The sequence below is a fragment of the Mycobacterium sp. genome, from assembly GCF_052145595.1.
Taxonomy (GTDB): domain Bacteria; phylum Actinomycetota; class Actinomycetes; order Mycobacteriales; family Mycobacteriaceae; genus Mycobacterium.
Genome location: NZ_JBKQOI010000318.1, coordinates 1 through 12,768, shown reverse-complemented (window position 1 = coordinate 12,768; position 12,768 = coordinate 1). Strand labels below are relative to the sequence as shown.

The following is a 12,768-nucleotide window of genomic DNA, read 5'->3' as shown; positions in this document are numbered from 1 at the left end:
CTCGGCCATTGCACTGCGCAGCCGATGCTGATCGATAATGAGTGCCAAACACGTAAGTAATAGCAGCCCGATGACGAACACCAGGGCAAGTCCGATTCTTATGTCGGGGCTGAGGCGAAAACCTATTGCTAACCCAATCAGAGCTGACGCGAACCCGGTAAACCCGAAGATCAATTTAAATAAACCATACCGACGGATGAGATCCTCGAGAAACTCAACAAACGAGTGCCAGATGTCCACGCCCAACGTCCCTTATCGCTCGGGTGAGTAGCCTATGGTCTCGACGGATTATGGCATTTGTCTTCACGATCGGCCACGATTATGAGGCAACGCGGCGCGGTGGCCGTCTGCCGAGCCAAAGGAGCCGATCCAGCTCGACCCTGACGATCCGCCCCGTGCGAGCGGCGCTCCACCTTGTGCGCTGGGAGAACTGGAACTACTTGCCTGCGATGCCGATGGATGACCGGAGCTTCAGATGAGCCGGAGGTCCGGGTGGGGGGCCTGCCCGACTGCTGGAAGTGCAAGCCCGCCGGAGCGAGGTCACCCCATCCTCTGAGTGACCTCGGCGGGTACCCGGATTTCAAATTCCCTCGCCTTGCTCCCGCGTCCACCGACGACGCGGGCGGCGAAAGTGATCCCAGACCGGGACAGCAGGTTCCTCCGGGCAGCGGAATCCGCTGCCTCCCAGACGGTCCTATACGTCCCTCCGGTGGCTCGGTACTCCCACCGAGCCTCCCTGGCCGGAGCCGACTCCAGCTCGGCTATCCGGGCGTCCAGTGCCGCTAGCTGAGCCTGTAGGCGTTGCTTCGCTGTCGCCGAGACGGCTCTGCCGGCTGCCTTGGTCAGCTCGTCCCAGGCGTTCACGGCCTCCCGTAGCTCGGCCTCGTGGGAGTCACCAGGTACCCAAACCCTCTCCCGGACTTCGAGATCCCCAACTTCTCGTAGAAACGACTCCTCGGCCAGCCCCTCCAGCTCGTCGGCTGGGATCATGGTGTGCTCACGCTCACGGGAGCGGCAGCGGCAGCGGTAGTACCGGTACTCGTATGTCTTCTGGGCACGCTTGACCGTGTTCAGGTCGTGATACAGGGGCTCACCGCAGACGAGGCAAAACACCAGCCCGGACAACGTGCTGGACTCCGTACGGCGGGTGTCCTTCCGGGCCTCCCTCGTCCCGTCCAGGGTGGCCTGTATCAGCTCCCACTCGTCCAGGGAGACCAACGGCTCCGCAAGCTGGATCGGCATCCCGTCGTCATCCCGGACGGTCTCCCCGTTGTGGTGCGCGTATCCACGGAGCGCCTTGGACCGCAGCATGTTCCGCAGCGGGGTAGGCGCCCACTTACCGGTGGGCGTCTCCTCGGGGAACCACCGTAACTCCGCCTGATTGGCTCTCAGAGTGGCGTAATACTGCCCCGGGGGCCGATACCCCTCCTCGGTCAGCTCACGGGCAATCCGGGTTATCCCCTTGCCGTCTATCAGGTCGTCGACGATTCGACGGACGACCTTGGAGGCCAACGGATCAAGCTCCAGTGACCACCCCTTACCGTCGTCGCGGGGGACTCCGACGTACCCATACGGTGGCTTACCTCCCGGCCACCGAGCCGACTCCCGGAGCTTGGACCGGGACGAGCGTTGCCGCTCCCGGATAGCCTCCAGCTCCCCCTCGGCCAGGAACCCGATGATCTGGGCGATGAGACGCCCTGTAGGCGTCGACAGGTCGATGGCCTCGGTCACCGACACCACGGACTTGTCGTGCTCCTTGGCCCAGCCGAACACCTTGTTCATGTTGATGGTGGACCGGGTCAGCCGGTCCAGCTTCCAGACCGCCAGGATGTCCCACTCCGGGGCTCTGTGGTCCAACCACGGCCCGAGCTGGGGGGTGTCGAACGGGTCGACAGACCCGGACACGTCGATGTCCTCGGCCCACCCGATCACGGTGTGATCGTTGGCGCTAGACCACTGTTCGATGATCTCGCGCTGTCGCTCGATCGACGTGGATTCCTCCGCTGACTTCGACAGACGTAGCCTGCCTAGTACCCGCTTACTTGCCATACCGGGAGGTTAGCATGTTATGGTCAAGCTGATGTTCGTTACCCCACGCATCGCCCCCAACACGGGCAACGCCATCCGGACGGCGGCCGCCACTGGCGCCGAGTTGCACCTGGTCGAGCCGCTGGGCTTCGACCTGTCCGAACCCAAGCTGCGCCGGGCCGGGTTGGATTATCACGACCTCGCGTCGGTCACCGTCCATCCGTCGCTGCCGGCCGCGTGGGATGCGCTGTCGCCGGCGCGGGTGATCGCGTTCACCGCGCACGCGAACACGTCGTTTGCCGACATCGGCTACCAGGCCGGCGACGTGTTGATGTTCGGGCCGGAGCCCGACGGGCTGGACGCCGCGACCCTGGCCGACGACCACATCACCCAGCAGGTGCGCATCCCGATGCTGGCGGGCCGGCGCTCGCTGAACCTGTCCAATGCCGCGGCGATCGCCGTCTACGAGGCCTGGCGGCAGCACGGCTACCCCGGGGCTGTGTAGCCCGCTCTTATTCAGCGGCAGTGCACCAAGCGGTGGTGGTGGGGCCGGGCCGGGCGGAGGAGAATCGGGCTGCCGGGTCATAGCCCCAGCCCGTGTTGATGCCTGATGCGGAGGGTAGCGATGTCGTTTGTGCTGGCGATCCCGGACGTGGTGGGGACGGCAGCGGCGGATGTGGCGGGCATCGGTTCGGCGCTGAATGACGCGAATGCGGTGGCGGCGTCCGCGACGACGGGAGTGCTGGCCGCCGGTGGCGATGAGGTGTCGGCGGCCGTGGCGTCGCTGTTTTCCAGCCATGCCCTGAGCTATCAGCAACTCGCCACGCGGGCGACGGCGTTTCAAGCCCCGGCAGCAACGGCAACCCGGGCTGATCCACGCGCTGGCTACCAGATGTTCCAGTGCGTGAGCTGCTCGGCGGGTAGCCGCTTGGCCGGCCGGAAGTCGGTGCCCTTGGTGTAGGCGATCGGGAACAGGCCGCCCTGGCTGTACCGGTCGTAGGGAATGCCGAGCACGTCCGCCGCCCGCCGCTCGCCGTCGTTGAGCAAGTGCAGCGTCGTCCAGCAGGTGCCCAGCCCGCGGGAGCGCAGCGCCAGGCAGAAGCTCCAGACCGCCGGGAACAGCGACGCCCAGAACGACGCACTCAGGCCCAGCGGCGCCTGCTCCACCCGGCCCTCCAGGCAGGGGATCATCAGCACCGGCGCATCGTGCATGTGCTCGGCGAGATAGGTCGCGGAATCCCTGACCTTGCCCATCCGCTGTCCGCGGGTGTCCCCTCGCCGTATTCGGGCGAGGGCAGGCTGAGGTACGCCCGGGCATTGGCCAGGTAGATGTCGGCGATCGCCTTGCGTTTGTCGGCGTCCTCGACGAACACCCACTGCCAGCCCTGCGAGTTGGAACCGGTGGGCGCCTGGAGCGCCAGGTCGAGGCATTCCATGAGCACCTCGCGGCCCACCGGCTTGCCGAAGTCGAGGCGTTTGCGGACCGAGCGGGTGGTGGTGAGGACTTCGTCGACGGACAGGTTGGTTGTCATGTGTGGAGGTTACATTCGACCTCATGAGCGTCGAACTGACACAAGAGGTTTCCAGCAGGCTCACTTCCGACCACTACGGATGGCTGACCACCGTCGCCAAATCGGGGCAACCGGTGCCGCGGCTGATCTGGTTCTACTTCGACGGCGCCAAGCTGACGGTGTACTCGATGCCGCACGCGGCCAAGGTCGCCCACATCAAGGCACACCCCCAGGTGAGCCTGAACCTGGATTCCGACGGTAATGGCGGCGGCATCATCGTCATCGGCGGGATCGCGACGGTGGACGCCACCGGCGTCGACTGCCGCGGCGACGAGCCGTACTGGGCGAAGTACGCCGAGGACGCCGCGAGGTTTGGGCTGACCGCGGCGATGGGTTCCTATAGCACCCGGCTGACGATCACGCCGACCAAGGTGTGGACCACACCCGCGTAGCTATTTGCCGCTCACCGAGCGTGCGTGTTTGTACGCAACACGCCGGGGTCTGCCGGCATTCTGCGCACGCTCGGTGGAGGTTTCACCGGAAGTCTCGTGATTTGGAGCCCACCGCCAGGCTGATGCGGCCCAGCCGCTCGGCCACGACGGTGACCGCCCCGCTGGCATTTTGGACCTGACCGCGCACCAGCAGCGCCCGCGCCGTATTGGCCAGCTTGCGATGCCGCGCCCACACCCCCGGCGTGCAAAGCACGTTGACCATCCCGGTCTCGTCCTCGATGTTGAGGAACGTCACCCCTTGGGCCGTCGCGGGTCGCTGCCGATGCGTCACCGCGCCGGCGATCAGGACGCGGTCGCCGTCGGGGACGCTTAGCAGCTTCTCGGCGGGCAGCACACCCATCGCGTCCAAGTCGGCCCGCAGGAACTGCGTCGGATAGCTGTCCGGGGAGATGCCGGTGGCCCACACGTCGGCGGCGGCCAGCTCCAGCTCGCTCATCCCCGGCAACGCCGGGATGTGCGACGACGACCCCACACCGGGGAGCCGGTCCGGCCGCTGCGTGGCGGCAGCCCCCGCCGCCCACAACGCCTCCCGTCGGGACATCCCGAAGCAGCCCAGCCCCCCGGCCGTGGCCAGCGCTTCGGTCTGCGGCACGGATAGCTGTAGCCGGGTGGTCAGATCCAGCAGAGATGCGAACGGGCCGTTGATTTTTCGCTCCTCAACCAACTGCTCGGCGAGGTCGTCGCCGATATGGCGGACGGCGCCCAAACCGAGCCGGACCTGGGTACCGGCGCTCTCGAGCGTGGCGTGCGCCAGGCTGGCGTTAACGTCCGGGCCGTGCACCGTCACGCCGTGCCTGCGCGCGTCGGCCACCAGCGACTGCGGCGAATAGAAACCCATCGGCTGGGCGCGCAGCAGCGCCGCACAGAACGCCGCCGGGTGGTGCAACTTGAACCACGACGAGTAGAACACCAGCGACGCGAAGGACAGCGCATGGCTTTCCGGAAAGCCGAAATTGGCGAATGCCTCCAGCTTTTCGTAGGTCCGGTCGATCACCTCGTCGGTGGCGCCGTGCAGCGCGCGCATGCCGTCGTAGAACCGGCCGCGCAGCCGTCGCATCCGTTCGGTCGAACGCTTGGAGCCCATCGCGCGCCGCAGCTGGTCGGCCTCGGCTGCGGAAAAGCCGGCGCAGTCGACCGCGAGTTGCATCAGCTGCTCCTGAAAAAGCGGCACCCCCAGCGTCTTTCGCAACGCGGGCTCCATGGACGGATGGTCGTAGACGACCGGGTCGACGCCGTTGCGCCGACGGATGTACGGGTGCACCGACCCGCCCTGGATGGGCCCGGGGCGGATCAGCGCGACCTCCACCACCAGGTCGTAGAAGATCCGCGGCCGCAGTCTCGGCAGGGTGGCCATCTGCGCCCGCGACTCCACCTGGAACACGCCGACGGAATCGGCGCGGGCCAGCATCTCGTACACCGCCGGTTCGGAGAGGTCGAGCCTGGCCAGGTCCACCTCGATCCCCTTGTGCTCGGCCACCAGGTCGATGGCATAGTGCAGCGCCGAGAGCATGCCCAGCCCGAGCAGGTCGAACTTCACCAAACCGATTGCTGCACAGTCGTCTTTGTCCCATTGCAGGACGCTGCGATTCTCCATGCGCGCCCACTCCACCGGGCACACGTCGGCGATCGGGCGGTCGCAGATCACCATGCCGCCGGAATGGATGCCCATGTGCCGGGGCAGATTGCGGATCTGGGTGGCCAGGTCGATCACCCGCTCGGGAATGCCCTCGACATCCGCCGAGCCGGCCAGCCCGTTCCAGGTGCTGATCTGCTTGCTCCAGGCGTCCTGCTGCCCCTGTGAGAAGCCCAGGGCGCGGGCCATGTCGCGCACCGCGATTCGCCCCCGGTAGGTGATGACGTTGGCGACCTGGGCGGCGTAGTCACGGCCGTACTTGTCGTAGACGTACTGGATGACTTTTTCGCGCTGGTCCGACTCGATGTCCATGTCGATGTCGGGCGGCCCGTCGCGGGCCGGCGATAAGAAGCGCTCGAACAACAGCTCGTTGGCCACCGGATCCACCGCGGTGACCCCAAGGGCATAACAGACCGCGGAATTGGCCGCCGATCCCCTGCCCTGACACAGGATGTTGTTGTCCCGGCAGAACCGGGCGATATCGTGCACCACCAGGAAATAGCCCGGAAAAGTCAGTTGTGCAATGACTTTCAGCTCACGTTCGATCTGGGCGTACGCCCGCGGCGCTCTTTCGGCCGGTCCGTAGCGGTCGCGCGCTCCGGCCATCGCCAACTGCCGCAACCAGCTGTCCTCGCTGTGCCCGTCGGGCACGTCGAACGGCGGCAGCTGCGGCGCGATGAGCGCCAGCCCGAACGCGCACTGCTCGCTCAGCTCGGCGGCGGCGGTCACCACGTCGGGTCGCTGCGCGAACAGCCGGGCCATCTCCTCGCCGGACCGCAGGTGTGAGCCACCCAGCGGAGCCAGCCACCCGGCGGCCGAATCCAGGGACTGCCGGGCCCGGATGGCACCCATCGCCATGGCCAGCCGGCCACGCGACGGATGGGCGAAATGCGCTCCGGTGGTGACGATGACGCCGACGCCGAAACGCGGTGCCAGCCCGGCCAGCGCCGCGTTGCGTTCGTCGTCGAGCGGGTGACCATGATGGGTCAACTCGACGCTTACCCGGGCGGACCCGAACCGGTCCACCAGGTCGGCCAGCGCCCGCTGCGCCGCGTCCGGACCGCCATCGGAAAGTGCCTGTCGCACAGCGCCTTTGCGGCAGCCCGTCAGGATGTGCCAATGCCCGCCGGCGGCCTCGGTCAACGTGTCGAAGTCGTAGCGCGGCCTGCCCTTCTCCCCGCCGGCCAGATGCGCCGCGGCCAACTGCCGCGACAGCCGTCGGTAACCTTCCGGGCCGCGGGCCAGCACCAGCAGGTGTGGGCCGGGCGGATCGGGTTGCTCGGTGCGGGCTACCGATCCCAGGGACAGTTCGGCGCCGAATACGGTGCGCAGTTCGAGTTCGGCGGCCGCTTCGGCGAACCGCACCGCCCCGTACAGGCCGTCGTGGTCGGTCAGTGCCAGAGCACGCAGATCCAGCCGGACAGCCTCCTCGACCAGCTCCTCCGGCGTGCTGGCCCCGTCGAGAAAGCTGAACGCCGAATGCGCATGCAACTCGGCATACGCGACGGACGATCCGACCCGCGCGCCGTCCACCGGTGGTTCATACGTTCCCCGCTTGCGTGACCAGGGGACGTCTTCCGGCGGTTCCGCGGCCACCTGCGCGCCGGCATGGCGCGGCTTGCCGTCGAGCACCCGCTCCATTTCCGCCCAGCTCGGCGGCCCATTAAACCAGCCCACGCCCACAGTATATCGAAAGTATGTTCGATTTGAGCGGGCCGTTAAACGCATCTTCAACTTCCAAACACGTTCTTAACGTCACGGGCCTACCGGCGCCACAGCGCTGCGCAGATACTGGTACAAGGGCAAAAAATCGACGGCGGGAACCGAGCATGGCGCAAGTGAAGGCACTGGATACGGCTTTCCTCAAGGCTCAAGATCCCGATCAAAACGCGAGCCTGGCGATCGGCGCGGTCGCCATCGTCGACGGCGCTGTCCCCGATTACGCACTGCTCAAAAACTTGCTGGCAGAACGGATTCAGTCGATACCGCGATGCACACAGTTGTTGCGGACGCAGAAGTTCGAGTGGATCGACTATCCGGAATTCGACCTCACCCATCATCTGCGCCGGGTGATAATTCCGCGCCCGGGCGATGACACCGGACTGTCCCGGGCTATCGCCCATGCCCTGGAGCGTCCCCTCGACTTGAACCGTCCACTGTGGGAGTGCTGGGTCATCGAGGGCCTGCAAGGCAACCGCTGGGCAATCTTGATGAAGATCCACCACTGCCTGGCCGACGGCAACTCGGCCGCCCACCTGCTCACCCGGCTGTGCGATGACGCCGACGGCGATACGTTCGTTAATCATGCTGGTGCCAAGCAGGTTTCGCCGCCGCAGGCCGAAAAGCGCGGCTGGGCCGACGCCCTGGGGTGGGCTTCCGCGCTGGCCGCCACCGTCGTCGCGGCGGTGTTGCCAGCGACACGACCCTCGATCGATACCGTCACCACCATGCGGCGGTACAGCACGGTGCACGTCCCGATCGCCGACGTCGACAGCGTGTGCCGCAAATTCGGTGTGAGCGCCAACGACGTTGCGCTCGCCGCCATCACCGAAGGCTTCCGGACGGTTCTGCTGCGCCGCGGTCAACAACCGCGGGCGGACTCGCTGCGCACCCTGGTGCCCATGCCGGTGCAGTCGGCCATGCTGCCGTATCTGCCCGTCGAGCATGAGGACCCGGTACAGCTCTTGCGGACCGTCCACAACCGTTGGGGGGCCAAGCAAGTCAAGCAAACCGATCGCCAATCCGGCGGCATCGTGGAGTCAGCGATCAATTGTCTGCCAACCATGTTGCGCAGCAATGTACTACAACTGCTGGCCCGCCTGCCGCAACGCGGCATCGTGACGCTGGCGACCAATGCGCCCGGGCCACGCCACCAGCTACGGCTGCTGGGCCAGACGATGGAGCACTTGCTGCCGATCCCCCCGACCGCCTTGCAGCTGAGCACCGGGGTCGCGGTGCTCAGCTACTGCGACGAATTGGTGTTCGGCATCACCGCCGACTACGACGCCGCGGCCGACGTCAAGCAGTTGGCCGTCGGTATCGAACTGGGGATGGCGCGGCTGGTGGCGCTCAGCCAAGGTTCTGTGCTGTTGTTCAGCAAAGACCACCGACCCAAGCGCGCGGCTCGTGCCTTTCCCGGCCACCCGCAACGCGCGCGGCCGTCGGTGCGTCACTGACCCGCGCCGGGCCGCGTTGACCTTCGTGAGAAGGTTGGTCATGCCAAAGTCCGGGCCGGTCATGATCGACCCGCGTCGTCATGACGCGGTGCTGTTCGACCTCGACGCAGTGGTGCCCGCCGGGGGCGGCGCGTCCGACTCGGCGCTCACGCTGGTCCGGCAACTGCAGCAGGTCAGGGTCGGCACCGCGGTCTTTTCGTCGGGCCGCAACCGCCGGGACGTCCTGACCTCGGCCGGCATCGGCGACCTGTTCGCCGTGCACGCCGACGGCCCGGTCGGGGCGGCCAACCGGCTGGCGGCGCGGCCGGGCCGATGCGTCGTCGTCACCGCCGACGCCGCGGGCGTCCGGGCCGCGCGTGGCGACGGATTCGCGTTGGTCATCGGTGTCGACCGTTCGGGAAACCCCGACGCACTGCATCGCGACGGCGCCGACGCCGTCGTCGCCGACCTGGGTGAGGTCACCGTGCGAACCGGGGACCGTCGGATGTCCGAGCTCCCCGATGCGTTGCAGTCCCTCGACCTGGCCGCGCGGCGGCCGGCCGTGTTTTTCGACTTCGACGGCACGCTGTCCGACATCGTCAACGATCCGGACGCGGCCAGGCCCGTCGCCGGCGCGGTCGAGGCCCTGCAGAAGTTAGCCGCGCATTGTCCGGTCGCGGTGCTGTCCGGCCGTGACCTCGCCGATGTGACAAAGCGTCTCGGCGTGCCAGGCATGTGGTATGCGGGCAGCCACGGCTTCGAGCTGACCGCACCCGACGGAACTCACCACCAAAACGAGGCCGCGGCAGCGGCGATACCGGTGCTCGAGCAGGCTGCCGCCGAGCTGCGTGATCGGCTCGGGTCGATTCCCGGTGTTGTGATCGAGCACAAGCGATTTGGCGTTGCGGCGCACTACCGCAACGCCGCTCGTGATCGCGTGGGCGAGGTGGCGGCGGTGGTGCGTGCGGCGGGTCAGCGCGACGGTCTTCGGGTGACCACCGGCCGTGAAGTCATCGAGCTGCGCCCGGATATGGACTGGGACAAGGGAAAAACCCTTCGCTGGGTAATGGATCACCTGCAGGAGGCCCAATCCGAGGCCGGCGGGGGTCCCCTGGTGCCGATCTACCTCGGCGACGACATCACCGACGAGGATGCGTTCGATGCGGTCCGTCAGGACGGCATCCCAATCCTGGTGCGGCACAACGAGGACGGCGACCGCGCCACCGCCGCGCTGTTTGCGCTGAACAGCCCGGCAAGCGTCGCCGAGTTCACCGCCCGGCTGGCACGTCAGCTCAGTAACGCCGGCTAGCCCACGTACTCGACCGCACCGTCGTCGAGCACCACGCGGGCAGTGCCATCTGGAGCACCATCGGCGCCCGACGCCTCGGTACGGAACACCGCCTTGCCCGGTTCGGTGCGCCAGATCAGCGTCGTCAGCGTCTCGCCGGGAAACACCGGCGACGTGAACCGCGACTCGATCGATGTGACGTTGGCGGCAAGACCCTTGCCCAGCTCGGCGACCAGCGCGCGGCCCGACACCCCGTAGGTGCACAGCCCGTGCAGGATCGGCTTCGGGAACCCGGCCAGCTCCCGGGCGAACCACGGATCGCTGTGCAGCGGGTTGCGGTCGCCGGACAGCCGGTAGATCAGCGCCTGATCCTCGCGGGTGGGCAGCGCGATCCGGGCGTCGGGCTCGCGATCGGGAAATTCGGGGGCGACGGGCCGCTGACCCGGCTGTCCCCCGAACCCGCCCTCACCGCGGATGACCAGCGTGGTGAGCGTCTCGGCGATCAGCTTTCCCGAATCCGGATCCGTGCCTCGGCCGCGCAGCACGACGATCGCGTTCTTGCCTTCGCCCTTGTCCTGCAGGTCGGCGACCTCGGAGACCACCGACAGCTTGCCCGCGACCGGCAGCGGCGCATGCAGCCGGATGGCTTGCGATCCGTGTAAGAGCATGGCCCAGTTGAACTTTCCGATTTTGCCCGCCGCGCCGAACGCCGGGCAGCAGATCACCGCGTAGGTCGGCAGCACCTGCTGGGTGATGTCGTGGCTGTTGTCGGTGGTGAACGACAGGTCGTCGGTCCCGCAGCCGACGCCGAGCGCGTACAGCATCGTGTCCCGGTCGGTCCAATCGAACAGCGTCGGCTCGGTCACCGCGCCGACGGCACTCGGGTCAATCGCCATGCGAATCTCCTAATCGTTGAGTAGGGATGGTTGTCGGTTGTAAGACCGGGGTCGTTCCTGACGAGGTCTGCCGCCTGGTGATGCCTGTTTTCTCCCGACGCGTGGATGTCTTACGAAAGAGCGGCGCGCCTGGCGGCAGATCACGTGCAGTGGTGGTGGGATGCCGTTGCCTGAGCCTGCCGCAGGGTTGACTTCTCGATAATTGTTCCCGAGCCTTGAGCTGTTCGACAGAACGAAGTCCTGCGGTGTGCTGGAGTCACGGACGGCTAGTGAGATGACGGACCTTGGAGTCCTGCGATTAGGGCGCTGCGTGAGTCCACCGGTAACGGCGCAGACATCGATTGAAGGAGTGATGACCTCTTGAGTTTGTTTTGTGGAATTGATTGGGCCACTGACCATCACGATGCCGCTGTCATCGACGGTGACGGTGTCATGGTGGCCCGCGCACGGGTCAGCAACGACGCGGCCGGGTTCGCGCAGCTGTTGACATTGCTGGCTCAAGCCGGCGACAGCGCCAAGAGTCCGATCCCGGTGGGGATCGAAACGGATCGTGGCTTGTGGGTTGCCGCGCTGCGCGAGACCGGCCGGTTGATCTACCCGATCAACCCCCTTGCCGCCTCGCGGTATCGGGCACGATATGCGGTGTCGGGCGCGAAGTCCGATGCCACTGATGCCGTCTTGTTGGCCAACATCGTGCGCACCGATGCAGGCGCACACCGGCCGTTGCCCGCCGACACCGAATTGGCCCAGGCTATCCGAGTCCTGGCCCGCGCCCAACAAGACGCCGTGTGGTCGCGCCAGCAAATCAGCAACCAGATCCGCGACCTGCTCAAAGACTTCTACCCGGCAGCTATCGCCGCGTTCGCCGGACTGTCTGACGGCGGGCTGGCCCGCGCCGACGCCCGCACCATCCTGGCTGCTGCGCCCACCCCGGCACAGGCGGCCCAGTTGACACCTGCCCGGCTGCGCCGGCTGCTGGTCAAAGCCGGCCGCCAACGCCATCTCGACCGCGATGTCGAGCGTCTGCGGGACGTCTTCACCGACACCTACCTGCATCAACCCGCGCTCGTGGAGAACGCGATGGGAATCCAGCTGACGGCCTTGCTGGGCCAGCTCAAGGCCGCTTGCACCGCTGTCGAGCAACTCACCGAGGCGGCGATCGCCCATTTTGAGCAACACCCGGACGCCGAGATCATCACCAGCTTCCCCGGCCTGGGGATGCTGGCCGGCGCCCGGGTGCTGGCCGAAACCGGTGATGACCGCTCCCGCTTCGCCGACGCCCGCGGCCTGAAAGCCTTCGCCGGTTCTGCGCCTATCACCCGCGCCAGTGGCAAGAAAACCGTTGTCCTGCACCGTCATATCAAGAACCGGCGCCTGGCTGCCGTCGGCCCAATCTGGGCGCTGGCTTCGCTGCGCGCCTCTCCCGGAGCCCGCCGCCACTACGACACCCGCCGCGCCACCGCAGACTGGAACCACCAAGCCCAACGACACCTGTTCAACAAATTCCTCGGCCAGCTTTACCACTGCCTGCACACCGGCCAGCTCTACGACGAACACCGCGCGTTTCCACCTCCTCTCCCGCATGCGGCTTGACTCTTAACTTCGTGAGATGTCTTTCGAGGATTTTCTGCACCTAACGATCGCAAACCCTTCCCACCGACACAGTCGGCAGGGCAGGCTATCGGCATGGCCAAGCGCAGCATGATCAGGAAGGCCTCGAAGGCGGTGGCCGTGCTCGCCGCAAC

General features: G+C 66.8%; 9 protein-coding genes and 2 pseudogenes. 6 read left to right on the top strand and 5 right to left on the bottom strand.

Annotated elements, in window-relative coordinates; genetic code table 11:
* Together ACLP4W_RS26865 and ACLP4W_RS26860 are read right to left on the bottom strand one after the other, a co-directional pair.
* Positions 1–240: hypothetical protein (locus ACLP4W_RS26865; protein ID WP_442390415.1), on the bottom strand; the 240-nt coding region annotated here is incomplete at its 3' end.
* Positions 241–540: 300 nt separating this feature from the next.
* The gene (locus ACLP4W_RS26860; RefSeq protein WP_442390414.1) at positions 541–2,049 is read right to left on the bottom strand and encodes a recombinase family protein; all 1,509 of its coding nucleotides are present in this window, start codon (positions 2,047–2,049) and stop codon (positions 541–543) included.
* 19 nt (positions 2,050–2,068) lie between these two features.
* On the opposite strand from ACLP4W_RS26860, the gene ACLP4W_RS26855 reads away from it, so the two are divergent.
* Both ACLP4W_RS26855 and ACLP4W_RS26850 read left to right on the top strand, forming a co-directional pair.
* Positions 2,069–2,533: a tRNA (cytidine(34)-2'-O)-methyltransferase gene (locus tag ACLP4W_RS26855; protein ID WP_442390413.1), complete on the top strand. Its 465-nt coding sequence runs from the start codon at positions 2,069–2,071 to the stop codon at positions 2,531–2,533.
* A 120-nt stretch (positions 2,534–2,653) separates the two neighbouring features.
* Positions 2,654–2,866: pseudogene (locus ACLP4W_RS26850) on the top strand (PE family protein); the annotation flags it as partial.
* A gap of 47 nt (positions 2,867–2,913) precedes the next feature.
* Here ACLP4W_RS26850 and ACLP4W_RS26845 read toward each other — a convergent pair.
* Positions 2,914–3,560 (bottom strand): annotated as a pseudogene (locus tag ACLP4W_RS26845) (nitroreductase family protein).
* Between the two features lie 23 nt (positions 3,561–3,583).
* Here ACLP4W_RS26845 and ACLP4W_RS26840 point away from each other — a divergent pair.
* A complete protein-coding gene (locus ACLP4W_RS26840) occupies positions 3,584–3,991 on the top strand; it encodes a TIGR03667 family PPOX class F420-dependent oxidoreductase (protein ID WP_442390412.1) in 408 nt (135 codons plus the stop codon).
* An 82-nt stretch (positions 3,992–4,073) separates the two neighbouring features.
* Here the strand turns inward: ACLP4W_RS26840 and ACLP4W_RS26835 are convergent, their stop codons facing one another.
* Complete coding sequence (locus tag ACLP4W_RS26835) at positions 4,074–7,361, bottom strand: error-prone DNA polymerase (RefSeq protein WP_442390411.1); 3,288 nt, start codon at positions 7,359–7,361, stop codon at positions 4,074–4,076.
* A gap of 152 nt (positions 7,362–7,513) precedes the next feature.
* Here ACLP4W_RS26835 and ACLP4W_RS26830 point away from each other — a divergent pair, with 152 nt between their 5' ends.
* Together ACLP4W_RS26830 and otsB are read left to right on the top strand one after the other, a co-directional pair.
* Positions 7,514–8,860, top strand: coding sequence for a wax ester/triacylglycerol synthase family O-acyltransferase (locus ACLP4W_RS26830; RefSeq protein WP_442390410.1), 1,347 nt, complete (start codon positions 7,514–7,516; stop codon positions 8,858–8,860).
* Between the two features lie 40 nt (positions 8,861–8,900).
* Entirely contained in the window at positions 8,901–10,148 is a 1,248-nt protein-coding gene (gene otsB, locus ACLP4W_RS26825; RefSeq protein ID WP_442390409.1) for a trehalose-phosphatase, read from the top strand.
* Here the strand turns inward: otsB and ACLP4W_RS26820 are convergent.
* Positions 10,145–11,023: a MaoC/PaaZ C-terminal domain-containing protein gene (locus tag ACLP4W_RS26820; protein WP_442390408.1), complete on the bottom strand. Its 879-nt coding sequence runs from the start codon at positions 11,021–11,023 to the stop codon at positions 10,145–10,147. The genes otsB and ACLP4W_RS26820 overlap by 4 nt on opposite strands.
* 366 nt (positions 11,024–11,389) lie before the next feature.
* On the opposite strand from ACLP4W_RS26820, the gene ACLP4W_RS26815 reads away from it, so the two are divergent.
* Positions 11,390–12,616, top strand: a complete 1,227-nt coding sequence (locus ACLP4W_RS26815; protein WP_442390416.1) for an IS110 family transposase — start codon at positions 11,390–11,392, stop codon at positions 12,614–12,616.
* Positions 12,617–12,768: the final 152 nt, after the last annotated feature.